This window comes from Flintibacter sp., assembly GCF_046973065.1.
In genome coordinates this window covers 1-23,319 of record NZ_JBKVXZ010000061.1, presented here as the reverse complement: position 1 = coordinate 23,319, position 23,319 = coordinate 1, and the positions used below count along the sequence as shown (strand labels likewise).

The window sequence follows — 23,319 nt, the reverse complement described above, 5'->3', positions numbered from 1 at the left end:
GGCAAGATCCAGTTGGAATACTACAACCCCGAGGACCTGGAGGCCCTACTGAGCCTGCTCAATACCCTCCACGGAGAGGAGCCCAATTCCTATGAAGAATGATGAACGTACCCCCTCCCCTTCTCAGGAGAAGCGGGAATCCGCGCCGGAGAAGCAGGAGCCTAAGAAAGCCCCGGCCTATGTACCCCCTGCCACCAAGGAGAAGCGGCAGAAATCGGTGTTCAAATACATCACCATTCTCTTTGCCGCCGCCTTTGTGCTGATGCTGCTGGCCTTCATGATGGAGCGGCGGCAGAACGAGCAGGTGGTGGACAGTCTGAACCAATCTGTCTCCGGCCTGCGGGAGTCGCTGAGCAACATGCAGTCCGCCCAGGATATCTACGACGAGAACATGGAACTTATCGAGCAGATCAATGAGCTTCAGTCGGAGAATGACCGGCTCACCAATGAAAATCGGGACCTCTCCAACAGCCAGAATAACAATGAGAAGTCCGTGGAGGCGATGGGCTGGTTCTGGCAGATCGACGAGGCCTATGTTCTGGGCAAATACAGCCTGTGCCGCAGCCTCATTGATCAGATGGGCGAGGAACTGGTTTCCGCGCTGCCCACTGAGGCGGTGACGGACAATGGCCGCTTCTCCCCGGCTGACCGGTATCAGGAGATCTACGACGCGGTTTATTGATTCAGAATTTTTTCCACATTTTTAGTTTAGAATGTGGAAAAGTTTTCGCCACACTTTGAGAAATGGTTGCTTCTTTTTGCTTGTCCAAAAAGAAGCTGAAAAGACCCCGGGGGCCGATTCCGGTGAGCACCTAGCCTGCGGCGGTGCTCACAGTCATCTTGCCCCCAGACCCCCAGTTACGGGAGACGCCCTCCTGTGAGGTTAATCTGACCTTCCGGCGGGCAAAATTTAGTTCTGTGATACTTCTCGCCCCGGGCCTTAGGCCCTATGTTTGCAAAGTTTAGAACACTCCGCGCGGAACAAACACCGCCTCCTCTGGCAAAGCCAGGGTGGCTGGGTGGTCTCTCAGGCGAGGGAAACGGTGCTTTCACCTCTCCCCTCCCCTAGGGGCGAGAGGCAAAGCGAAGCTTTGCAGAAAGTTCTTTGCCAAGCTTTCTTTCAAGAAAGCGGGCGAGAGGCGAAACGCAGTTTCGCAGGAAGTTCTTTTGCCTACTTTTCTTTCCAAGAAAAGTAGGTTTCACGTGAAACATTTAAAACCATACCAAATGAACAATATTGGAGGAACAGACCATGCTGGATATCAAGTTTGTCCGGGAAAACCCCGACGTGGTAAAGGAAAACATCAAGAAGAAGTTCCAGGATCAGAAGCTGCCCCTGGTGGACGAGGTGCTGGAACTGGACAGCCAGAACCGTGCCGCCATTGCCGAGGCTCAGGAGCTGCGCACCCAGCGCAACGCCCTCAGCAAGCAGGTGGGCATCCTGATTGGCCAGGCCAAGAAGGACCCCTCCAAGCTCCAGGAGGCCGAGGAGGCCAAGGCCAAGGTCAAGGCCAACGCCGACCGTCTGGCCGAGCTGGAGGCTCTGGAGACGGAGCTGGCCCAGAAGATCCGTCACATCATGCTCCAGATCCCCAACATCATTGATCCCTCCGTGCCCATCGGCCCCGACGACTCCGCCAATGTGGAGGTGCAGCGCTTCGGTGAGCCCGTCACCCCCGACTTTGACATCCCCTACCACACCCAGATCATGGAGTCCTTCAACGGCATCGACATGGATGCGGCCGGCCGCGTGTCCGGCAACGGCTTCTACTATCTGATGGGCGACATTGCCCGTCTCCACGAGGGCGTGCTGGCCTATGCCCGGGACTTTATGATCGACAAGGGCTTCACCTTCTGCATTCCCCCCTTCATGATCCACGGCAACGTGGTGGAGGGCGTTATGTCCCAGACTGAGATGGACGCCATGATGTACAAGATTGAGGGCGAGGACCTGTACCTCATCGGTACCTCCGAGCACTCCATGATCGGCAAGTTCATCGACCAGATCCTCACCGAGGACCAGCTGCCCCAGACCCTCACCTCCTACTCCCCCTGCTTCCGCAAGGAGAAGGGCGCCCACGGCATCGAGGAGCGGGGCGTCTACCGCATCCACCAGTTCGAGAAGCAGGAGATGGTGGTGGTGTGCAGGCCCGAGGAGTCCATGGACTGGTACGAGAAGATGTGGCGCTGGTCGGTGGAGCTGTTCCGCTCTCTGGACATCCCCGTGCGCCAGTTGGAGTGCTGCTCCGGCGATCTGGCCGATCTCAAGGTCAAGTCCTGCGACATCGAGGCGTGGAGCCCCCGCCAGCAGAAGTACTTCGAGGTGTGCTCCTGCTCCAACCTGGGCGACGCCCAGGCCCGCCGCCTCAAGATGCGGGTCAAGGGGGAGAACGGCACCTACCTGCCCCACACCCTCAACAACACCGTGGTGGCCCCTCCCCGCATGCTCATCGCCTTCCTGGAGAACAACCTCCAGGCCGACGGCAGCGTGAAGATCCCCGAGGTCCTGCGCCCCTACATGGGCGGCAAGGAGTTGCTGATCCCCAAGAAATAAGCAGGCGGACCGGAGAAGCTGCGGCTCCTCCTCTCCCCTCCCCCGCTGCCTGGTCCCGAAGGGCGCGTTCCCTTCCGGCCAGGCAGCGGCCAAATATATAACAAGGAGCTTGTGTGTATGTCTCAGGGAACCAGAAAAAAAGAACTCTCCCTGCTGAACCTGCTCTTCTGTATCCTGGTGGTGCTGATCCACTGCCTGAGCCAGCCGGTCTCCGTGCTTGACCGCAGCAGCTGGCAATACGCCCTTGTTCTGTGCGTGCAGCGCCTGGCCTTTGTGTCGGTCCCCGGCTTCTTCTTCCTCAGCGGTCTGAAGCTTACCCTGTTTGCAGACCGACACCGCAGCCTCATGAAATACTGGCTGGGCCGGGTGCGGACCATCCTTCTCCCCTACATCCTGGCGGTGGCCATCTACTACCTCTACTTCTGGACCCACCACTACTTCCCCTTCTCCCAGGCGGATTTCGGAGGATACCTGGTGCGGGGCGATCTGTCCAGCCACTTCTACTTCGTGGTGACCCTGGTGCAGTTCATGGTGCTCACTCCGCTGTTTCTCTGGCTGGCCCGGCGGTTTGACCCGGTGGTGCTTCTTCCCTTTGCCCTGGGCCTGACCTGGCTGAGCTCCCTGTATCTCCAGGCCATTCTGACCAGCGCTGTCCCCGGCGTAACGTTTCCCTACGGCGACCGGGTATTTGTCTCTTACCTAATTTACTACCTGGCAGGCTGCTGCGCAGGCCAGTCCTATTCCAAGTTCCTGGCTCTGCTGGAACGCAACGCGCCTCTTATCGCTGTCCTGGCCGTTCTCTTTGCGGCGTGGGATGGGGTGGCCAGCTGGCTGGGCTTTTCCGGACGGCGGGAGATCCCCTATCTGGAGCTGGTCCACACCTTGTACATTCTCAGTGCTATTCTGCTGCTGTTTCTGCTGGCCGCCCGTGACCGGGCTTCCCTGTCCCGCCTGTGGGCGGCGGTGGACCGGGCCAGCTACCTCATCTACCTGTACCACTGTCTGATCATTGTCATCTTCAATGACCAGGTGATCCGTCTGAACCTGTCGTCGGTGGGGACAGAACTGGTGCTGCGGCTGCTGGTAGTCTACCCAGTGACCATTGGCGGCGCCCTGCTGTGGCAGTGGATGATGAGAACGCTGCGTCAGCATCTGACCTCCGGTGGCCGACGTGTCGGCACCCGGTTGTAAAGGGTTATATCCTTTTTGTATTATTTTATCTGTATATTACACCGCTCTCCAGCGGATAGCGGCCTCCCCTCCCCTTCTCCGGGTCATTTTTCCCCCGAAAAACGGCTCCAGAGCAGAATCTGCTCAAAACCCTTGTGCCCCAAGGGTTTTGAGCTTCCCATTTTTGGAGGTCTTTCCGCTGCGGTTTGGAGGTTCTTATGTCAGACGAAAAACGTCCCGGCGAGGACCAGGGCTACACCCCCGCCTCCCCGGTGAAGCGGACCCTGGCCTGGATCGGTCTGAGCTACATGGTGATCCTCGTGGCTCTGACCACCTATTACTTTTTTACCGGCACCACGCTTGGTAACCTGGGTCCCCTGCTGACAGTGCCCGGCCTCATCGGCCTGGGCGCGGTGAGCATTGTGAGCTGGCGCTCCACCGGCCGGCCGGGCAAGGTGCCCGCCATTCTTCTGGCCGTGATGTGCTGGGCGCTGGCACTGGCCACCCTGCCCATCGGCATTGCCGGACTGCTGAGCAACTTTGGAGGTTGACGCTGTGAAGGAGATCATATCTTCCGGCCTGGCGGAGCTGGGCCTTGCCGACCGGGTGCCGGAACACGCCCCGGAACAGCTGGCTGAGTACGGCCGGCTGATGCTGGAGAAAAACCAGGTGATGAATCTCACCGCCATCCGGGAGGAGGACGGGGTTGCTCGGCTGCACATGCTGGACAGCGCCGCCCTGCTCAACTGGGGAGACTTTGAGGGCAAGACGTTGCTTGACGTGGGCACCGGCGCCGGTCTGCCCGGCCTGCCGCTGAAGATCCTGGTCCCCTCCCTCCAGGTCACCCTGCTGGACAGCCTGAACAAGCGGGTGGACTGGCTCAATGAGGTGTGCGCCCAGCTGGGTCTGGAGGGCATCCAGGCCGTCCACGCCCGGGCGGAAGAGCAGGCTCTGGTAAAAGGCTGGCGGGACGGGTTCGACGTAGTCACCGCCCGTGCGGTAGCCGAGCTGCGCCTTCTGTGCGAGCTGTGCCTGCCCTTTGTCAAGGTAGGCGGCGTATTCCTGGCTATGAAGTCGGTAGACAGCCAGGACGAGCTGGATCAGGCCGCCCACTGCATCAAAATGTTAGGCGGCCGGGTGGAGCCTGTGATGGACTACCCTGTCCCCGGTGCGGGAGTGACCCACCGTCTCATCCCCATCCGCAAAGTGGCTCCCACTCTGAAAGGCTATCCCAGAAGATGGGCTAAAATCCAAAAGAATCCGCTCTGATTTTGGCTTAATTTGGTTTATTGTTGCCTTTTTTTGCTTTTGAGTGAAAATTATTTTAATTTGACCATATTTTTTCCAAAAAAATCATTGACGTACCTTAGATTTGTGATAGACTGGAATTGGTGTATAGGAGGAATTTCATGGGAAGCGTAATCGTAGTTACCTCCGGCAAGGGAGGAACTGGAAAAACCTCCATCACCGGCGGCGTGGGCTCCTGCCTGGCCAGGCTGGGCAAGAGCGTGCTGTGCATTGACATGGACATCGGTCTGCGCAATCTGGACATCTCCCTGGGACTCAGCGACCGGGCTCTGATGGACTTTTCCGATGTTGTGTTTGGCCGCTGCTCTCTGGAAAAGGCGGCGGTGAGCCACCCGGATCTGCCCGGCCTGTCTTTGCTGACCGCCCCTATGTCCTTTACCCCTCAATTGACCCAGTGGCAGGTTCAGGAGCTGCTGGATGCGGCCCGGAAGCGGTATGATTATATTATGATCGACTCCCCTGCCGGCCTGGGACCCGGCTTTCAGTTGGCCTCCTGCGGCGCGGACCGGGCCCTGGTGGTATCCACCAACGACGCCTCCTCCCTGCGGGATGCCCAGCGCACCGTGGCTGAGCTGGACCGTCTGGAGCAGATCCATCTGGTCATGAACCGCATCCAACCCAAGCTGCTGCGCCAGCTGCGCACCACCATTGACGACGCCATGGACGCCGCGGGCCTGCCCCTCATCGGCGTGGTCCCCGAGGACCCCAGAGTCATTTTGTCGGCCAATCAGGGCCGTCCCTTGATCCTGGGCGGACGGCAGGGCGCCGCCAACGCCTGTTTAAATATCGCAAAACGAATCCAGGGCCTTCGCGTGCCCATCATGCGCATTCGCTGATTTTTTCCTTTTTATTACGATTACAAGGAGGTAACCGCCACCATGAATATCGCTATCATGTGTCATAACCGCAAGCAGGAGCTGATGGTACAGTTCTGTACCGCTTATTGCGGCATCCTGTCTAAGCATACCGTCTGCGCCACCAATGCCACGGGACGGATGGTGGCGGAGGCCACCGGTCTGCCGGTCAATCTGTTTTTGTCCCATGAGCATGGCGGCATTGAGCAGATCGGCCAGCGCATCATCTACAACGAGATCGACCTGGTCCTCTTCTTCAACTCTCCCCAGGACAACAGCATGGATGAGGACGTCATGTATATCGCCCGTCTGTGCGATCAGCACTCCGTGCCTATGGCTACCAACGTGGCTACCGCGGAGCTGCTCATCCACGGCCTGGCCCGGGGCGATCTTGACTGGCGCATCGTCATGAACCCCAACCGGGTTCCCTTTGCCCTGTAAGGCAGAAAGATTGATTTTTCCCCCTATTTAGGGTATCATAGCACCATATAACCGCCATGACGGCGCATGAGTAGTCCGGTTACCGCCCGACAGAGAGAAACCCCACGGCTGAAAGGGTTTTAGGGAGATGGCCCGGAGGAAGACGGCGCTACCAGCGGGCTCGGAGACGGGCGCGGTCTCCCCTGCCACAACACAGGGGCGAAAGGGAACGGGGTCGCCCTGTTCTGAAATTGGGTGGCACCACGAAGCGTTTTCTTAGGCGCTCTCGTCCCAATCCTGGGACGAGAGCGCCTACTTTTCTTGTAAGAAAAGTAGGCAAAAGAACTTTCTGCAACGCTTCGCTTTGCTTCTGGGGTTCCGCCCTGCGGGGCGGCGGTGATATTCCAATCATTTGCAAGGGCGGCCGTTGTCCTCCTAAGAAAACATTGTTACTTTGCCCGCGGCGGCAAAGTAACCAAAACGCCGCTGGTGGCCGCTTCCGGTGAGCGCCTTCGCGCAGCGGGCGCTCACAGTCATTGCCCCCAGGCCCCCATTTACGGAGGTGTGTCCCTTTGGATCTTAGGTATTTTCCGGCGGGCAAAATCAAGTTCTGTTCCCGTTCTATTCTCGGCCCACTGGGGCCTGTTGCCATCAAAATTTGAAGGCACTGCCACTCTACCACACACCGCCTGATGCATCCCTACCTGTTGGGTGCGGCGGTGACCGTGGGCGGGCCAGCTGCCACGGTTTTGCCAGAGTAGGCGGTGTCCGTACAGCGCGCACACCTTAAATTTCCGCTTGGTAGGGCCTAAGGCCCGGGGCAAGAAGGACCAAATGGTCTTGTTTTAGGCCGCCGGGAGGATTCTATGATCTGACAGGAGAGCGTCCCCCGTAAATGGGGGTCCGGGGCGACGACGCCTATGAGCGCCCGCTCCGCGCAGGCGCTCATCGAAGGAGCCCCCCGGCGATTCTTTGGTGACTTTCTGATCGCTCAGAAAGTCACATCCCCGTCCTGGTTTTAAAAAATACTTCAAAGAAAGGATTTTGATACCGATGAGTAAAATTCAACCTCGCACCCTGTCCGGCTTCATGGAGCTCCTCCCCGCCCGTCAGGCCCAGTTTGACCGCATGGTAGAGATCCTGCGGGAAACCTATTCTCTCTACGGCTTCACCCCCCTGGACACCCCCCTCATTGAGGCCAGCGAGGTGCTGCTGGCCAAGGGCGGCGGCGAGACCGAGAAGCAGATCTACCGCTTCATGAAGGGCAACACCGACCTGTCTCTGCGCTTCGACCTCACGGTTCCTCTGGCCAAGTACGTGGCCCTTAATTACAGCAAGCTCACCTTCCCCTTCCGCCGCTTCCAGATCGGCAAGGTGTACCGTGGTGAGCGCGCCCAGCGTGGCCGCTTCCGTGAGTTCTATCAGGCCGACATTGACGTCATCGGCGACGGGAAGCTGGACATCTCCAACGAGGCGGAGATCCCCGCCATCATTTACCAGGCCTTTACCCGTCTTGGCCTGAAGCGCTTCCAGATCCGGGTCAACAACCGCAAGGTTTTGAACGGTTTCTACGCCATGCTTGGCCTCACCGAGAAGTCCGGCGAAATCATGCGCACGGTGGACAAGTTGGATAAGATCGGCGCCGAGAAGGTCAAGGAGCTGCTCATGGAGGAGGAGATCGGCCTCACCGAGGAGCAGGCCGGCGAGATCCTCACCTTTATTGCCATCACCGGCTCCAACGAGGCGGTTCTCTCCGCTCTGGAGGGCTACCGCGGCCGCAACGAGATCTTTGACCAGGGCCTGGACGAGCTGAACACCGTGGTCAAATATCTGGCTGCCTTTGGCGTGCCCCAGACCCACTTCGCCGTGGACCTGACCATCGCCCGCGGTCTGGACTACTACACCGGCACCGTCTACGAGACCACCATGCTGGACCACCCGGAGATTGGTTCCATCTGCTCCGGCGGTCGTTACGATAACCTGGCGGAATATTATACCGATAAACAACTCCCCGGAGTTGGCATTTCCATCGGTTTGACCCGTTTGTTCTTCGTTTTGGAGGATCAGGGCTACCTCAACGACGCCCTGAACACCGCTCCCGCCGACGTGCTGATCCTGCCCATGACCGATGACCTCTCCCCCGCTATCGCTCTGGCCACCACCCTGCGCCAGGCCGGCATCCGCACCCAGATCCACGCCGAGCAGAAGAAGTTCAAGCAGAAGATCTCCTATGCCGATAAGCTGTCCATCCCCTATGCCGTGTTCCTGGGCGAGGACGAAATTTCTTCCGGCGTGTGCGCCGTGAAGGACCTCCAGTCCGGCGAGCAGGTAAAGCTCTCTCCCGCCGAGGCGGTCTCCCACATCCAGGCCGGCCTGGACAAGCTCAATCAGGGTAAGCCAATCCTGGATAAGGGGGAGTAACCTCTCCCCTCCCCTGCCAGAGGCAAAACGAAGTTTTGCATAAAGCTTTTTTGCCTACTTTTTTCTCGAAAAAAGTAGGGCCCCTTCCGTTCCCAGGCGTACGAAAGGAGTATAGCCGATGAAAAAGAAGCTCTTGCTTTCTCTTTGTCTGATGGCGATAGCTGTCGTTGCCTTCTGCCTGTGGTACACCCGCCCCCAAACCTTCTGGCAGGCCACGGGCATGAACCGGGACAACATTACCGGCGCATCGGGTTACGCTGTTGAGGGCCATGTCACGGCTGGACAAGCCAGCCTGCAGACCTGGATGCTGAATGACCTGACCCCCGGCCAGGAGGACTATGAGGGCCTGCTGGAGCTGCTGGAGCAACCCTCCTACCGCGCCAGTCTGGAAAACCTTCTGCCGCCCTCCTCCTCCCACCCCGCTGCAAATGTCACTGCTTGGGTTTCCTTTTCGTTTGCGGATGACCTGGTGACGGTACAGGCCGACTATCCCGGCAAGGTGTGGATCTCCTTCACCGGGCGGCACAGCCGTACCCTGGTCTTTTCCGTGTCTCCCCGGGACTTGAACGAGACCCTGGCTGACTTTATTCAGCAGCAGGGAGTAGCGGGCAATTCTTAGTTTTTTAAAACAATTTGCTATTTTCTAACTTTCTAATACAAAATGGAGTTGATTTTCATGGATAATTTGCAGAATTTCCACCGCACCAACTACTGCGGCGAGCTGCGCCTGAGCGATGCGGGCAAGACCGTGTCCGTGTGCGGCTGGGTCCAGCGTCAGCGCGACCTGGGCGGCCTGATCTTTGTGGACCTGCGTGACCGCACCGGTCTGGTCCAGCTGTCCTTCGACGACAGCACCGACAAGGCCATCTTCGAGAAGGCCTCCACCCTGCGCTCTGAGTACGTCATCGCCGCCACCGGTTTGGTGCGGGAGCGTGAGAGCAAGACCAACAAGATCGCCACCGGCGACATCGAGATTTATGTCTCTGAGCTGCGCCTGCTGGCCAAGGCCGAGACTCCTCCCTTTGAGATCGTGGAGAACTCCAAGGCCAACGACATGCTGCGCCTGAAGTACCGCTATCTGGACCTGCGCCGCCCCGACATGCAGCACGCCATCGCCACCCGCCACAAGGTGACCAAGATCTGCCGGGACTACTTTGACGAGCAGGGCTTCCTGGAAATCGAGACCCCCATGCTCACCAAGTCCACCCCCGAGGGCGCCCGTGACTATCTGGTTCCCTCCCGTGTCCACCCCGGCAAGTTCTATGCTCTGCCTCAGTCCCCCCAGCAGTACAAGCAGCTGCTGATGCTGTCCGGCTTTGACCGCTATATGCAGATCGCCCGCTGCTTCCGTGACGAAGACCTGCGCGCCGACCGTCAGCCTGAGTTCACTCAGATCGACCTGGAGATGTCCTTCGTCAACGAGGACGACGTGATGGGCATTCAGGAGGGCTTCCTGAAGCGGGTCTTCAAGGAGGTTCTGGATGTGGACGTGCAGACCCCCTTCCTGCGCATGCCCTGGCGTGAGGCTATGGACCGTTTCGGCTCCGACAAGCCCGACCTGCGCTTCGGCTTTGAGCTCAAGGACATCAGCGACATCGTGAAGGACTGCGGCTTCGGTGTGTTCTCCGGCGCGGTTCAGGGCGGCGGCTCTGTACGCCTCATCAATGTCAACGGCCACGCCGCTGACTTCCCCCGCAAGAAGATCGACAAGCTGGGCGAGTTCGTCAAGACTTACAAGGCCAAGGGTCTGGCCTGGACCCGTATGCACGACGGCCAGGTGACCTCCTCCTACCAGAAGTTCCTCACCGAGGAGGAGAACAAGGCCATTCTGGAGCGCGCCGGCGCCAAGGACGGGGACCTGATCCTCATCGTGGGCGACGTGAAGGACGAGGTCGTCTTTGCCGCGCTTGGCGCTCTGCGCTGCGAGTGCGCCAAGCAGCTGGGTCTGCTGGATCCCAAGGACTTCAAGTTCCTGTGGGTCACTGAGTTCCCCATGTTCGAGTACAGTGAGGAAGAGGGCCGCTACGTGGCCATGCACCACCCCTTCACCGCTCCCATGGACGAGGACCTGGACAAGCTGGAGACCGACAAGAAGAACTGCCGCGCCAAGGCCTACGACATCGTACTCAACGGCACCGAGCTGGGCGGCGGCTCCATCCGTATCTCCGTGCCCGAGACCCAGCAGGCCATGTTCCGTGCTCTGGGCTTCAGCGATGAGGACGCCCAGGAGCGCTTTGGCCACCTGATTAACGCCTTTAAGTTCGGCGCGCCTCCTCACGGCGGCCTGGCCTACGGCCTGGATCGTCTGTGCATGCTGATGGCGGGCGCCGAGTCCATCCGCGACGTCATCGCCTTCCCCAAGGTGCAGAACGCCAGCGAGCCCATGACCAACTGCCCCGACTTCGTGGATGATAAACAATTGGATGACCTCTCTCTGGCCGTCACCCGCCGGGAAGAGACTTCTGACGAGGAGTAACCGCTTTCTTGAAAGAAAGCTTGGCAAAGAACTCTCTGGGAAGCTCCGCTTCCCTCCACCCTTTCACACAGATATTTGGCAGGAGCGACATAGTTTGCCGCTCCTGCCTTTATTTTTTAAAATCGACTTAATTTGCCTCAAAAAATTGACAATATCACAACTTAGTGGTATAGTACGTAAGATATCAGTAAAGAGACTGTAAGAAAGTGTGGAGAGAACCGCCCCGATTTCCGGACGCGTTTGCCTCCGCGCTGTTTTTTAGGAGGAAGCTATGAAAAAAGCACTGATCGTTTTTCTGTGCGTGCTTTTGACCGGCTGTGCCCCGACTTCTGGCACAAGCGCCCAATCCACCGTCTCTCAAAGCACGCCCCAGGATTCCAGCGTCCAGTCCTCCGACAGCTCCAGCCAGGACAGTTCTTCTGGCGCACCGGACGCATCCCAGGATTCGGAGGAGCCCCCCTCACAGCCTGATCCCAGCGTCACTTCCGGTTCCACAGAAAATCAGGACCAGATCATTGAGGAACTGCTCTCCACTATGACTGTGGAGGAAAAGGTGGGCCAGATGTTCTTTGTCCGCTGCCCTGACACAGGTGCGGTCGAGGCGGTGTCCCAGTATAAACTGGGCGGATACATTCTCTTTGGTCGTGATTTTAAAGACAAAACCGCCGAGCAGGTCCGCAATGACATCAGCTCCTATCAGAGCGCATCCGGCGTGCCTCTGCTCATCGGAACCGATGAAGAGGGCGGCACCGTGGTCCGTGCCAGCTCTAACCCCAATCTTTTCTCCCACCGCGGCCTCTCTCCCCAGGCCCTCTTTGCCGAGGGCGGCATGGACAGCATCATTCAGGATGCCCGTCAGAAGAGTGTGACCCTCCTGGGACTGGGTGTGAATGTCAATCTGGCTCCGGTGGCTGATGTATCCACCGACCCCAACGACTTTATCTATGACCGCTCCTTTGGCCAGGACGCCCAGGCCACCGCGGAATATGTGTCCAACGTGGTGAAAACCATGGACACAGAGGGCATTGGTTCCGTCCTCAAGCATTTCCCCGGCTATGGGAATAATGTGGATACCCACACCGGTGTGGCCATTGACGAGCGTCCCTATGAGACCTTCCAGACCAGCGATTATCTCCCCTTCACCGCCGGTATCCAGGCGGGAGCCGATGCCGTTCTGGTCAGCCACAATGTGATGTCCTGTGTGGACAATCAGCTGCCTGCCTCCCTCTCCCCCGCTGTGCATAACGAACTGCGCAGCACTTTGGGCTTCCAGGGCGTGATCATGACCGACGATTTGGCCATGGATGCGGTAGCTGCCTATGCCGGCGACCAATCTCCCGCTGTGATGGCGGTAAAGGCCGGCAATGATATGATTATCACCACCGACTTCCAGACCCAGATTCCTGAGGTGGTACAGGCCGTCAAAAGCGGTGAGATCGACGAGGCACAGATCGATCAGTCGGTGACACGGGTTCTGCAGTGGAAGTATGATTTGGGCCTGCTGGGCAATTGATTCTGCTAATAAAACCATCTTACCGGGAACCCGGTGAGGTGGTTTTTTATTGGTTCCGCCTTGGGAGACGCAGAGGACGAAGGTTCCTTTCTGCTCGCACAGAAAGGAACCAAAGATGCGCCAAGGGGCTGCTTCCGGTGAGCACCACGCCTGCGGCGGTGCTCACAGTCATTGCCCCCTGGACCCCCGTTTACGGGGAACGCCCTCCAGAAAGACTTTTATACCCTCTCGGCGGGCAAAAACAAGTTCTGTGGTACCGCTTGCCTCGGGCCTTAGGCCCTATGTGTGCAAAATGTTGGTGGACAAATACGTTGAAATGACACCGCCTACTCCGGCATAACCGTGGCAGCTGGGCAGTTGTTGGGCGCATTTATACGGTCACCACCGCACCAAACAGGTAGGCAGGCACCAGGCGGTGTGCGTTAGAATGAAGTAGCTTTAAATTTCGATGGCAAAAGGGCCTAAGGCCTGAGAGTAGAACGGAAACAGGTCTTGATTTTGCCCGCCGGAATTAACTGCCTGGCCAAAGTGGCCCACTCCCGTAATCGGGGTCCAGGGGTGGCGACTAGGAACACCCGCCTGCGGCGAGGTGTTCGTCGGAGCCACACTCCCTGGTGTCTTTTTGGTTCCTTTTTGGACAAGCAAAAAGGAACACCCGTTTCTTTCAAAATAAAACTTATCCACATTCTCCGCAGAAAATGTGGATAAAAAATCCGGGGCCTTGTGAAAACAAGGTCCCGGATGTGCTTATGGATGGTTTTTACCGGCCGTTGGGGGCGTAAGCCACCACAGTGCGGCGGTTGGGCTCCACACCAGTGGAGTAAGTTGTTACATTGGGATAGTCCTGCAGAGCGGCGTGGATCACGTGGCGCTCGTAGGCATTCATAGGCTCCAGGGTCATGTTCTTGCGATACTTGACCACCTTGCCCGCTACCTTCACGGCCAGACGCTGGAGGGACTCCTCCCGCTTGGCCCGGTAGCCCTCGGCGTCGATGTGGATACGCACCCGCTTGGACTGGCCGCGGTTCACAGAGTAGTTGGTCAGCTGCTGGATAGCGTCCAGAGTCTCACCCCGGCGGCCGATGATGGCGCCCAGGCCGTGGCCCTGGAGAATGACCTTATAGCCGGTCTCGCTGCGGTAGATGTCAGGGGTAGCCTGCACGTTCAGGTGCTCCATCAGGCCCTCCAGGAACTCCCGGATCTTCATGGCCTTGGGATCATCCTCGGCGGCGGGCTCCAGCTCAGCCACAGGGGCAGGGGCGGGCTTCTCCTCCTTGCCGATGATCACCTCGTCCCCAGGCTGCAGGGTGTTCTCCTCCTCCTGCTTGGGGGCGCTCTCAGCGGCAGCAGGCGCGGGCTCCTCCTTGGGGGCGGGAGCGGCCTTGGGGGCCTCAACCACAGGCTTAGGCTCCTCAACAGGGGCCTTTACCTCCTCGGCGGCGGGAGTCTCCTCCTCGCCGGGCACCTCATAGCTTACACGGACCTTGGCGGGGTTGCCGCCGAAACCCAGAAAACCGGACTTGGCCCGCTCGATGACCTCCACGGACACGTCGTCCCGGTCCAGACCCAGCTGGAACAGGGCGGCGGCGATGGCGTCCTCTTCGGACCGGCCGGTGGTCTCGATCCACTTACGCATAATCAGACACCCTCCTTCTTGTCATCCTCGTCCTGGGGCTGCTCCTGGACTTTCTCCACCGTCTCAACGGCTTCGGTGACCTCAGCGGTCTCAGGGGCGACCTCGCTCTGGGGCTGCTCCTGCTCCGGGGCGGGGATCTCGGGGGCGGGCTGCTGGACATTCTGGGCGGTCTCAGTGGCTGCCTGCTTGTCCTCGGGCTGCTCCTTCTTCTTGTTCTTCTTATTCTTGCTTCGGATCTTCTCGTCCTCCGCCGCCTTCTGAGCGGCGATCAGGTCGCTGGGGTCCACATAGGGAGTCACCCCGCCGAAGCGGTTGGGGTCGTAGGCACGGCCCCGGGCATAGGCCCGGATACCGATGCGGCTGTCATCCTTGTTGATGGCGGGGCCGGCATCCTCGTCCTTCTTGGCGGACTTCTTCTTGCCGCGGTTCTTCTTCTCTTCCTCCAGACGGCGCTGGCGCTCCAGACGAGCTTCCTCCTTGCGCCGCTTCTCCTCTTCCTTCTCCTCCAGCTCGCGCTGAGCGGCGGCGGCCTGAGCGGCCTCATAGTCCTTCTTCAGCAGCTTGCCGCAGATGATCTCCTGGAAGATGGAGAAGAAATACTGGGCGATCCAGTAGATGGACAGACCGGCGGGAACGGTAAAGCCGATCCACAGAGACATCAGGGGCATCATGATCATCATGGTGCGGTTGGTCTTGGCGGTAGCCTCGTCCTGAGCCTGATTGCGGCTCATCTGGTTGGTCTTCAGGCTGATCTGCATGGACAGCAGAGACATGACCACAGACACCAGGGGCAGCAGGAACAGGCCCACAGAACCCCAGCTCAGTCCGCCCTCCCAGAACTTCCAGTTGGGAATATCGGCCAGATTGATGCCCAGGAAGTGGAAGTCCAGATTAAACAATCCATTTCCGGCATCACCCAGCGCAGCCTGGACCTGAGCCAGCATACCATCCTTATTCAGGGCCTCAGCCATAGCGATCTGAGGATACGCGCCGGTGTTGGCAATGCCGGTGATCTCTGCGATCTTGGCAATTGCGTCCTTAGGCACATCCATCAGGTAAGTCAGGGGCTCACGGATGATATAGTACAGGGGGATCAAAATGAACAGGGGCAGGAAGGACCACAGGCAGCCGCCCATGGGGTTGACCTTCTCCCGCTCATAGAGCTTCTGGACCTCCATCTGATAGCGCTCCCGGTCCTTGCCGTACTGCTTTTGCAGCTGCTGCATCTTGCCGGAGAGCAGGTTCATCTTGATCATGCTCTTCTTGCCCTTCAGGGACAGAGGGAACAGGATCAGCTTTACCACCAAGGCAAAGAGGATCAGAGCAATGCCATAGCTGGAGAAGAAGTTGTAGAAAAACATCAACAGCATGGCAAAGGGTTTCAGAATAATACCCACAATGGTACCTCCACATATTTAGTTGGTTCCGGCTTATCCTCAGGGTACGGGGTCGTACTCAATGGATTTTTGCCGGTGAAAGGGATTGCACCGCAGAATACGGCGCAATGCCAGCCAGCCCCCCTTCCACGCTCCATACTTTTCCACTGCCTCCAGAGCATAGGCCGAGCAGGTGGGAATAAAGCGGCAGCATGGGGGGCGCAGAGGCGAAATTTCCCGCTGATAAAATCGGATCAACCACAAAAACAGCTTTTTCATTTTGGTTCGGACTTGGCTCCCTCTTGGGGACGCACCAGCTCCAGCTTACGCATCAGCTGAAGAAAGCTGCGCTCCAGATCCCGGTAACGGCCGTAGATCACCCGGGTGCGGGCCACCACCACAATGTCATAGCCAGGCGCAAGCCGAGCTTCATTGGTACGGTACAGCTCCCGGATTCTCCGGCGGGCACGGTTGCGCTTGACGGCGTTGCCCAGCTTCACTCCTGTCGTGATGCCAAGCCGGCTGATTGGCCGGTTGGTCTTGCGGCAGTAGATGGCAAAATAGGGCGACACCGCGCTGCGGCCCTTGTTGTACAGGCGGCGGAATTCATGATTTTGTTTTAAGGCAATGGTGTGCTTCATAAACTCCTCCGCTTTCCCGCTTTCTTGAACGAAAGCTCCTACTTTTCTCGAGAGAAAAGTAGGCAAAAGAGCTTTCTGCGAAGCTCCGCTTCGCTTCTGCTGTAAATCCAAAATGATAGCTTCAATAGGACAAAAAAGCACAAAAAGTCCCGCATATGGGTGTAAGAGAGCATGAAACCGGGTAGGCTTGTCCCTCAAAAATGGAGAGAGGGCCTGTCCTACACACTTCTCCTTGTCATGCTTCAGCGGCTGCGCAACGCGCGGCTTCCCTACCCCTTTTGGCCTTCGGCCATTTCCCCCTGACAGGGGGAATCGGCCCTCCGTCTCGGGCGCAAAACAGTGCCGCTTTCGCGGCCCTTCGGTTTTTTGCCCTCGCTCCGGTCCATCCGCGCTGCTCCGCACGCCTCCGCATTTCGCTGTATGCACCGCAGGGGCGGGGGAATCATTCCCACGCCCCTAAATATGCGTTTCTGAATTGTGTCCTTCTGCCATATCGCATAGGAAGATCCGGTGTGCCCAGGCCATACAGCTCAGGCAAAAACGGGATCTGTCCAGCCCACGGATCAGTGGGTCAGACGAGCGCGGCCCTTCGCACGACGGCGAGCCAGAACCTTGCGGCCATTGCGGGTGGCCATACGCTTACGGAAGCCGTGCTCCTTGGAACGCTGGCGCTTCTTGGGCTGATAGGTACGAAGCATGGGGGACACCTCCTCACTTGAATTCAAGCCGGCATCACCGGCCCAACAACAGCCGTTTCCGGCTGCGGTCTGCGTCAAAAGCTGGGCCTGCGGGGGGCACAAAACCATCCCCGGGCATATCCAGTACGGATTATTATAGACGAAAGTTTTTCTCCTTGTCAACTATTTTCTTTTCCTTTTTCCATCTTTTTTCCGTTCCTCCCGAAAAAACACAACATCTTGTGTTCATATTGCTACCTGCCCCATTGCTGGAAAAAATCACCCATACTATTAAAATAAAAAATACCCCGGAAAACCAGGGGGAACGCCTTGCGGCAGGGTGGTTTTTTTGCTATAATGACGATGACGAATTGCGCCCATTTTTTGATTGCGTCCGGAAAACAAACACCAAATGGGTCCCCTGCCCAGTTTGGGCCGGCAGGGACCCCATTTTCTTTTTCCCCGCTTTCTTTCTCAGGGCCAGGCCCTGTATTTCGGAGCTGCCGCTTTCACGCCCCCGGCGCTCTTGTTCAAGGAGGTTTTTCCATGAATCCTGCCGCTGACGTCTGGGCAAAGGTTTTGACCCTCATGCAGCCGGAGATGACCGCCACCACCATCAACACCTGGTTTGACGACGCCACCGCCGTGGCGCTGGAGGACGACCGTTTTGGCCTCTACTCCCCCACCCGGTTCAAGCGGGACATCATCGCCACCCGGTACGTCTCCAAGATCCAAAACGCCCTGCGGGAGCTGTTCTCCGCCGAGATGGACGTGGTGGTCCTTACGGAAGGGGAACTGGACCAATACCAGCAGCCCGCTCAAAAAAATGATTTCTTCCCCGGGACAGAGGAGTACACCTTCGAGCGCTTCGTGGTGGGCTCCTCCAACAAGTTTGCCCACGCCGCCGCCCGCGCGGTGGCCGACAACCCCGGTCAGAGCTACAACCCCCTGTTTATCTATGGCGAATCCGGTCTGGGCAAAACCCACCTGCTTTACGCCATCGCTCATACCATTCATAAGAACCACCCGGAGTACAAGGTGGTCTACATCAAAGGAGACACCTTCACCAATGAGCTCATCCAGGCCATCCGTGAGGGCCGCAACGCGGAGTTCCGGGAGAAGTACCGCGGCGCCGACGTGTTCCTCATGGACGACGTGCAGTTTATCGCCGGCCGCGACTCCACCCAGGAGGAAATGTTCCATACCTTCAACACCCTCTATGAGCTGAAAAAGCAGATCGTCTTCACCTCCGACCGTCCTCCCAAGGAGATGCTGCGTCTGGAGGACCGACTGAAGACCCGCTTCGAGTGGGGCCTGTTGGCTGACATCCAGCCCCCCGACTACGAAACCCGTATGGCCATCATCAAAAACAAGGCCGTGCGCATGGGGGTGGAGCTGCCCGAGTTCCTGCTCCAGCTGATTGCCGAGAACATCACCGCCAACGTGCGGCAGATCGAGGGTACCGTCAACAAGATCATGGCCTATCAGCAGCTCATGGGCGACTCGGTGGACAAGGACACCGTGGTCCGGGCCGTCAAGGACATGTTTAAGGAGAAGTCGGACATCGTACCCACAGCCGACGTCATCATTGACGAGGTGTGTAAGTTCTATAACATCGAGCCTGCCACCCTCCGTGGCCAGGGCCGTGCCAAGGACATTTCCCTGGCCCGCCAGATCGCCATGTATCAGATCCGCCGCATGACCAACCTCTCTTTGAAGGAGATCGGCAAGGAGTTTGATAACCGGGACCACACTACGGTGCTGCACTCCATTGAGCGGATTGAGGATTTGGTTAAGACTGACCCGGAGAAGGCGGAGATCATTAAGGATATTACTTCGAATATCAATATCCGCTACGAATAACCTACTTTTCTCGAGAGAAAAGCGGGCAAAAGAGCTTTGTCCAAAACGAGTGTCCCTTTGGTTAGGCAGTTAGTTCCGGCGGGCAAAATCAAGATCTGTTCTCGTTCGATTCTCGGCCCACTGGGGCCTGATGCCATTCAAATTTGAGAGTTCTTATATTCTAACGCACACCGCCTGGTGCCTGCCTACCTGTTTGGTGCGGTAGTGATCGAGCGGACAGTTCACGTCCGGCCACGGACCAGCTGCCACGGCTTTGCCAGAGTAGGCGGTGTCCGTACAACGCGGACACGTTTAAATTTCTGACCAAATAGGGGCCTGTGTCCCTGAGGCAAGAAGGATGCAAGATCTTGTGTTCGGAGCCGCCGGACGCAAGTGCCCATCTTCCAGGAGGGCGCCCCCCGTAAAATGGGGGTCTGGGGGCAATGACTGTGAGCACCGCCGCAGGCAAGGTGCTCACCGGAAGCGGCCCCAGCGATTCTTTGGTTACTTTCTGATCGTTCAGAAAGTAACATCCGCCTTTCCCCGCCCCGCAGGGCGGAATACTCTTAGTAGAACCACCTATTTCCAGCATAATTGAATATTAACTGCATAAGTATTCATTTTATATAGCATATTTAAAAAATTCCCAGGCCCCAGTACATCCCGGTTATCCACACTTAAATGTGGATAACTTGGTGTATGTTGTGGAAAACTCCCGTGGGCACCACTACCTGTGGAAAGGAACCAAAATTCTTCCCCACCCCCTGTGGACGCGCTTTCCATTGCGAGAGTAAGGCGGACGGCGTTTTTCCACATTTTTTCCCCCTACGGGCTACTATTACGAAATTTAATCCTCTCCTCTCTTTAGAGAGAGCGGGGAGGAGCGACGCGAAGGAGGCAAACCCATGAAATTTTCCTGTGAAAAGGCACTGCTCACAGCGGCTGTATCCATTGCATCAAGAGCGGTTGCAGCGAAAAGCTCCATCCCTGCCATGGAGGGAATCCTGATTGAAGCCGATACCCGACTCCGCCTCACCGGTTATAATTTGGAAACCGGAATCCAGGCCACCGTTCCCGCTGAGATTAAACAGCCCGGCTCTTTGGTGCTTTCTGCACGCCTTTTTGGTGAAATTATCCGCAAAATGCCCGATGATATGGTGGTTTTCACCTCAAAAGATTACATGGTCAACATCAAGTGCGGCATGAGCGAATTCAATATTTTAGGTACCGATCCCGAGGAGTTCCCCGAGCTGCCCACCGTGGATCAGCAGAACTCCATCACGCTGGAGCAGTCCGCTCTGCGCTCCATGATTGCACAGACCCTGTTTGCTGTCAGCGACAATGAGAGCCGCCCCGTCCACACCGGTTCCCTCTTTGAGGTGGACCACAACGATTTGACTGTGGTGTCCGTGGACGGCTACCGCCTGGCGCTGCGCCGGGAGAAGGCTGATAAAATTGAAGGATCGGAACAGTTTTCTTTCGTGGTGCCCGGTTCTGCCCTGAGTGAAGTAGAGAAGATCTGCTCCGGAGAGGGGCCTGTTACGGTAAACCAGGGTGCCCGCCACATTCTGTTCCAGGCCGGAGACACCGTGTTGGTCTGCCGCCGGCTGGAGGGCGAGTTCCTCCCCTACCGCAACGCCATCCCCCGCAACAACCCCATTCAGATTCAGTGCGACACTCGCACCCTTCTCTCCTCCATTGAGCGCGTCTCCTTGATTATCAGTGAGAAGCTCAAGAGCCCGCTGCGCTGCGTGTTCGGAGATGGAATGGTAGATATTACCACAAAGACCGCCATCGGTGACGCCGCCGACCAGTGCCCCATCGATGGAGACGGCCAGGGCCTGGAGATCGGGTTCAACAATAAGTATTTGATGGATGCGCTGAAGGCCGCTCCGGCGGATAAGCTGCGTCTGGAGTTCTCCTCCAGTGTGGCTCCCTGCGTCATACTGCCCGCCGAGGGGGAGGAGACCTTTGTCTACATGGTGCTGCCTGTCCGTCTGAAGGCGAATTAAACTACTTTTCTTTCAAGAAAAGTAGTCCACGCTTTCTTGAAAGAAAGCTTAGCAAAGAACTTTCTGCAAAGCTTCGCTTTGCTTCTGGGGCTGCCGCCCTGCGGGGCGGCGTCCATCCGTGAAAAAGTTTGAGACGATATTTCGTTTTTGAAAATAAGGAGTGACTATGGAAAAAGAGACTGTCCAGATCCGCACGGAGTTTATTAAGCTCCAGGATCTGCTGAAATTTGCCGGAGCCGTGGAGACCGGCGGCGACGCGAAACTGATCATTCAGGAGGGCCGGGTCAAGGTGAACGGGGCGACCTGCACCATGCGGGGCAAGAAAATGCGCCCCGGGGACGTGGCCTGCATCGACGACCAGCTGGAGCTGACCGTCCAATGAAGTTAAACCGGCTGGAGCTGGACTTTTTCCGCAACTATGCCCACGTGGAGGCCACCTTTCACCCCCGGGTGAATCTCATCTACGGGGACAACGCCCAGGGAAAGACCAATCTGCTGGAGGCCATCGCCTACCTCTCCTCTGCCCGGTCCCACCGGGCCCGGTATGACCGGGAGCTCATCATGTTGGATCAGCCCCAGGGCTACATCAAGGGAGAAGTAGACAGCCGGGAGCGCACCTTTATTTTGGAGGCCAAGCTCTGCCGGGGCAAAACCCGGCAGCTCTGGTCCAACGGCCTGCGGCTGAAAACCGCTGGAGAGCTGGCGGGGATTTTGACCACCGTCCTCTTCTGTCCCGAGGACCTCTACCTCATTCGGGAGGGGGCCGCCGCCCGGCGGCGCTTCTTAGATGGGGCAATCTGTCAGCTGCGGCCCAGGTATGCTCAGGCGCTGGCGGAATATAACCGCCTCTACGAGCACAAGACCCGGATTTTGCGGGACTGGCAGGAAAATCCCTCCCTGCTGGATACGTTGGACGACTTTAATCTCCGCATGGCCCAGTTTGGCGCCCGGATCATTCACTACCGGGCCCACTTTGTCCGGCGGCTGGGGGAACAAGCCCCCGCCATCCACGCCGATTTTTCCGGCGGGCGGGAGCAGCTTGGTCTGCGGTATGAGACGGTTTCCACCGTTCAGGACCCGCTAGGTAGTGTGCAGGACATTTTTGAAAGCCTGATGCGCCACCAGGAGAGCCACCGCCGGGCGGAATTGGACAGCCGCCAGTGTCTCAGCGGTCCCCATAAGGATGACTTGGTGGTGGAGCTGGACGGCCAGAGCGCCAAACAGTTTGGCTCCCAGGGCCAGACCCGGACGGCGGCCTTGTCCCTGAAACTGGCTCAGCGGGAGATTTTTCAGCAGGAGACCGGCGAGTGGCCGGTGCTGCTGCTGGACGACGTGCTGTCTGAATTGGACGGAAAACGGCAATCCTTTGTATTGAACCGCATCCAGGGCGGTCAGGTGTTCATCACCTGCTGCGAGCCGGAAAAACTGGACGGCCTGGAGCGGGGCAAAAGCTTTCAGATCCAGGGAGGGAGCGTTCTCTCCCAGCGCTTGGTGTAAAGGAGGCGGCGGGATGCCCATTGTCATTGGAATTTTCTTTCTGCTGCCCCTGTTTTTCGGCGCTTTGGCGGAGTATCTATGCTGCCGCCTGCCCCGGCGCCGGTTTTGGCGGTTTCTGCCGCCGGTGATTGCGGTTGTCTTTCTGATCGTGGCCCTTTGGGTCCGGATACAGAATTGGGAGAGCAAAGACGTCTCCCCCCTCACCCAGTTAATTATTTTTCCCGGCGTGCCCGCGGTGGCGCTGCTGCTTGGGATGTATTTGGGGTGGAGGTTTTGGAAGTATCTTTGGTCGCCGAAGATTATTGATGATTTGCGTTGAAAGATAGGGTTCCACCCTGATGGGCGGCCTACTTTGCCCACGGCGGCAAAGTAGGCAATGGCCCAGGCCACCCTCTCTTGCCCCTTTGGGGCAATTCACCTTGAACGCCGCTGGGGCCGCCTTCGGTGAGCACCTTCGCGCAGCGGGTGCTCACAGGCGGCTTGCCCCGGACCCCATTTACGGGAGTGTGTCCCTTTGGGCGGTTGGTCCGTTCCGGCGGTCCTAAGCTTTGACCTTGCTCTCTTCTACTCCCGGGCCTTAGGCCCTTTTACCACTAAAATTTTCCGACATTGCCACGCTAACATACACCGCCTCCTGCATCCCTACCTGTTTGGTGTGGCGGTGGTCGGTTAGATCCCCAGCTACTGCCCAACTGCCACAGCTTTTCTGCACCAGGCGGTGTCATTTCAACGGTATTTCTTTCAAAATTCAAATATATAGGCCCTAGTGGGCCGAGGCAAGTGGTATCACAGATCTTCTCTTCGGGCCGCCGGAAGGTTTCAATCAAATCCCCAGGAGGGCGTCCCCCGTAACCGGGGGTCTGGGGGGCAGATGACTGTGAGCGCCCGCTGCGCGAAGGCGCTCACCGGAATCAACCCCCAG

General features: G+C 57.9%; 21 protein-coding genes. 16 read left to right on the top strand and 5 right to left on the bottom strand.

Annotation, left to right across the window (positions count from 1 at the left end):
- The first annotated feature begins 91 nt into the window (after positions 1–91).
- The 11 genes from ACLTXB_RS16140 (at position 92) to ACLTXB_RS16090 (ending at position 12,716) form a co-directional block, all read left to right on the top strand.
- Positions 92–682: a hypothetical protein gene (locus ACLTXB_RS16140; RefSeq protein ID WP_428227680.1), complete on the top strand. Its 591-nt coding sequence runs from the start codon at positions 92–94 to the stop codon at positions 680–682.
- A gap of 570 nt (positions 683–1,252) precedes the next feature.
- Positions 1,253–2,554 carry a serine--tRNA ligase gene (serS, locus tag ACLTXB_RS16135; protein ID WP_428227679.1) on the top strand — a complete coding sequence of 434 codons (1,302 nt, stop codon included), beginning with the start codon at positions 1,253–1,255 and terminating at the stop codon, positions 2,552–2,554.
- 117 nt (positions 2,555–2,671) lie between these two features.
- Positions 2,672–3,745, top strand: a complete 1,074-nt coding sequence (locus tag ACLTXB_RS16130) for an acyltransferase (RefSeq protein WP_428227678.1) — start codon at positions 2,672–2,674, stop codon at positions 3,743–3,745.
- A gap of 197 nt (positions 3,746–3,942) precedes the next feature.
- Positions 3,943–4,275 carry a hypothetical protein gene (locus ACLTXB_RS16125; protein ID WP_302667615.1) on the top strand — a complete coding sequence of 111 codons (333 nt, stop codon included), beginning with the start codon at positions 3,943–3,945 and terminating at the stop codon, positions 4,273–4,275.
- A 4-nt stretch (positions 4,276–4,279) separates the two neighbouring features.
- Complete coding sequence (gene rsmG, locus ACLTXB_RS16120; protein WP_008982322.1) at positions 4,280–4,993, top strand: 16S rRNA (guanine(527)-N(7))-methyltransferase RsmG; 714 nt, start codon at positions 4,280–4,282, stop codon at positions 4,991–4,993.
- A 140-nt stretch (positions 4,994–5,133) separates the two neighbouring features.
- Positions 5,134–5,868: a septum site-determining protein MinD gene (minD, locus tag ACLTXB_RS16115; RefSeq protein ID WP_020989973.1), complete on the top strand. Its 735-nt coding sequence runs from the start codon at positions 5,134–5,136 to the stop codon at positions 5,866–5,868.
- Positions 5,869–5,910: 42 nt separating this feature from the next.
- Positions 5,911–6,327 (top strand): methylglyoxal synthase, encoded by a 417-nt coding sequence (locus ACLTXB_RS16110; protein WP_008982325.1) that lies wholly within the window; start codon positions 5,911–5,913, stop codon positions 6,325–6,327.
- Positions 6,328–7,359: 1,032 nt separating this feature from the next.
- On the top strand, positions 7,360–8,727 hold the full coding sequence (hisS, locus tag ACLTXB_RS16105) for a histidine--tRNA ligase (RefSeq protein WP_428227677.1): 1,368 nt from the start codon (positions 7,360–7,362) through the stop codon (positions 8,725–8,727).
- 118 nt (positions 8,728–8,845) lie between these two features.
- On the top strand, positions 8,846–9,346 hold the full coding sequence (locus ACLTXB_RS16100) for a hypothetical protein (RefSeq protein ID WP_428227676.1): 501 nt from the start codon (positions 8,846–8,848) through the stop codon (positions 9,344–9,346).
- 57 nt (positions 9,347–9,403) lie between these two features.
- On the top strand, positions 9,404–11,203 hold the full coding sequence (gene aspS, locus ACLTXB_RS16095) for an aspartate--tRNA ligase (protein ID WP_008982328.1): 1,800 nt from the start codon (positions 9,404–9,406) through the stop codon (positions 11,201–11,203).
- Positions 11,204–11,474: 271 nt separating this feature from the next.
- Entirely contained in the window at positions 11,475–12,716 is a 1,242-nt protein-coding gene (locus tag ACLTXB_RS16090; protein ID WP_428227675.1) for a glycoside hydrolase family 3 protein, read from the top strand.
- 760 nt (positions 12,717–13,476) lie between these two features.
- Here the strand turns inward: ACLTXB_RS16090 and jag are convergent.
- From jag to rpmH, 5 genes are all read right to left on the bottom strand, one after another.
- The gene (gene jag, locus ACLTXB_RS16085) at positions 13,477–14,352 is read right to left on the bottom strand and encodes an RNA-binding cell elongation regulator Jag/EloR (RefSeq protein ID WP_008982330.1); all 876 of its coding nucleotides are present in this window, start codon (positions 14,350–14,352) and stop codon (positions 13,477–13,479) included.
- 2 nt (positions 14,353–14,354) lie between these two features.
- Positions 14,355–15,749: a membrane protein insertase YidC gene (yidC, locus tag ACLTXB_RS16080; protein WP_428227674.1), complete on the bottom strand. Its 1,395-nt coding sequence runs from the start codon at positions 15,747–15,749 to the stop codon at positions 14,355–14,357.
- Between the two features lie 39 nt (positions 15,750–15,788).
- Entirely contained in the window at positions 15,789–16,007 is a 219-nt protein-coding gene (yidD, locus tag ACLTXB_RS16075) for a membrane protein insertion efficiency factor YidD (RefSeq protein ID WP_008982333.1), read from the bottom strand.
- Positions 16,004–16,369, bottom strand: a complete 366-nt coding sequence (rnpA, locus tag ACLTXB_RS16070; protein ID WP_008982334.1) for a ribonuclease P protein component — start codon at positions 16,367–16,369, stop codon at positions 16,004–16,006. The genes yidD and rnpA overlap by 4 nt, the downstream gene beginning before the upstream one ends.
- Before the next feature lie 563 nt (positions 16,370–16,932).
- Positions 16,933–17,067, bottom strand: coding sequence for a 50S ribosomal protein L34 (gene rpmH / locus ACLTXB_RS16065; RefSeq protein WP_040649988.1), 135 nt, complete (start codon positions 17,065–17,067; stop codon positions 16,933–16,935).
- 525 nt (positions 17,068–17,592) lie between these two features.
- Between rpmH and dnaA the strand changes: the two genes are divergently transcribed.
- From dnaA to ACLTXB_RS16040, 5 genes are all read left to right on the top strand, one after another.
- On the top strand, positions 17,593–18,909 hold the full coding sequence (dnaA, locus tag ACLTXB_RS16060; RefSeq protein ID WP_428227673.1) for a chromosomal replication initiator protein DnaA: 1,317 nt from the start codon (positions 17,593–17,595) through the stop codon (positions 18,907–18,909).
- Between the two features lie 884 nt (positions 18,910–19,793).
- Positions 19,794–20,900 (top strand): DNA polymerase III subunit beta, encoded by a 1,107-nt coding sequence (dnaN, locus tag ACLTXB_RS16055; protein WP_428227672.1) that lies wholly within the window; start codon positions 19,794–19,796, stop codon positions 20,898–20,900.
- Positions 20,901–21,066: 166 nt separating this feature from the next.
- Entirely contained in the window at positions 21,067–21,282 is a 216-nt protein-coding gene (locus tag ACLTXB_RS16050; protein ID WP_302667623.1) for an RNA-binding S4 domain-containing protein, read from the top strand.
- The gene (recF, locus tag ACLTXB_RS16045) at positions 21,279–22,397 is read left to right on the top strand and encodes a DNA replication/repair protein RecF (protein WP_302667624.1); all 1,119 of its coding nucleotides are present in this window, start codon (positions 21,279–21,281) and stop codon (positions 22,395–22,397) included. Before ACLTXB_RS16050 ends, recF begins: the two co-directional genes overlap by 4 nt.
- Before the next feature lie 13 nt (positions 22,398–22,410).
- Positions 22,411–22,716: a Tat pathway signal protein gene (locus ACLTXB_RS16040; protein ID WP_110441641.1), complete on the top strand. Its 306-nt coding sequence runs from the start codon at positions 22,411–22,413 to the stop codon at positions 22,714–22,716.
- Positions 22,717–23,319: the final 603 nt, after the last annotated feature.

Bases quoted from the DNA above. Each gene is read 5' to 3' on its own strand.
- ACLTXB_RS16100 (WP_428227676.1), top strand. From the start codon at position 8,846: ATGAAAAAGAAGCTCTTGCTTTCTCTTTGTCTGATGGCGATAGCTGTC.
- recF (WP_302667624.1), top strand. From the start codon at position 21,279: ATGAAGTTAAACCGGCTGGAGCTGGACTTTTTCCGCAACTATGCCCAC.
- yidD (WP_008982333.1), bottom strand. From the start codon at position 16,007: ATGAAAAAGCTGTTTTTGTGGTTGATCCGATTTTATCAGCGGGAAATT.
- serS (WP_428227679.1), top strand. From the start codon at position 1,253: ATGCTGGATATCAAGTTTGTCCGGGAAAACCCCGACGTGGTAAAGGAA.
- minD (WP_020989973.1), top strand. From the start codon at position 5,134: ATGGGAAGCGTAATCGTAGTTACCTCCGGCAAGGGAGGAACTGGAAAA.
- ACLTXB_RS16125 (WP_302667615.1), top strand. From the start codon at position 3,943: ATGTCAGACGAAAAACGTCCCGGCGAGGACCAGGGCTACACCCCCGCC.
- dnaN (WP_428227672.1), top strand. From the start codon at position 19,794: ATGAAATTTTCCTGTGAAAAGGCACTGCTCACAGCGGCTGTATCCATT.
- aspS (WP_008982328.1), top strand. From the start codon at position 9,404: ATGGATAATTTGCAGAATTTCCACCGCACCAACTACTGCGGCGAGCTG.
- jag (WP_008982330.1), bottom strand. From the start codon at position 14,352: ATGCGTAAGTGGATCGAGACCACCGGCCGGTCCGAAGAGGACGCCATC.
- ACLTXB_RS16140 (WP_428227680.1), top strand. From the start codon at position 92: ATGAAGAATGATGAACGTACCCCCTCCCCTTCTCAGGAGAAGCGGGAA.
- ACLTXB_RS16110 (WP_008982325.1), top strand. From the start codon at position 5,911: ATGAATATCGCTATCATGTGTCATAACCGCAAGCAGGAGCTGATGGTA.
- hisS (WP_428227677.1), top strand. From the start codon at position 7,360: ATGAGTAAAATTCAACCTCGCACCCTGTCCGGCTTCATGGAGCTCCTC.
- rnpA (WP_008982334.1), bottom strand. From the start codon at position 16,369: ATGAAGCACACCATTGCCTTAAAACAAAATCATGAATTCCGCCGCCTG.
- ACLTXB_RS16130 (WP_428227678.1), top strand. From the start codon at position 2,672: ATGTCTCAGGGAACCAGAAAAAAAGAACTCTCCCTGCTGAACCTGCTC.
- ACLTXB_RS16040 (WP_110441641.1), top strand. From the start codon at position 22,411: ATGCCCATTGTCATTGGAATTTTCTTTCTGCTGCCCCTGTTTTTCGGC.
- ACLTXB_RS16090 (WP_428227675.1), top strand. From the start codon at position 11,475: ATGAAAAAAGCACTGATCGTTTTTCTGTGCGTGCTTTTGACCGGCTGT.
- dnaA (WP_428227673.1), top strand. From the start codon at position 17,593: ATGAATCCTGCCGCTGACGTCTGGGCAAAGGTTTTGACCCTCATGCAG.
- ACLTXB_RS16050 (WP_302667623.1), top strand. From the start codon at position 21,067: ATGGAAAAAGAGACTGTCCAGATCCGCACGGAGTTTATTAAGCTCCAG.
- rpmH (WP_040649988.1), bottom strand. From the start codon at position 17,067: ATGCTTCGTACCTATCAGCCCAAGAAGCGCCAGCGTTCCAAGGAGCAC.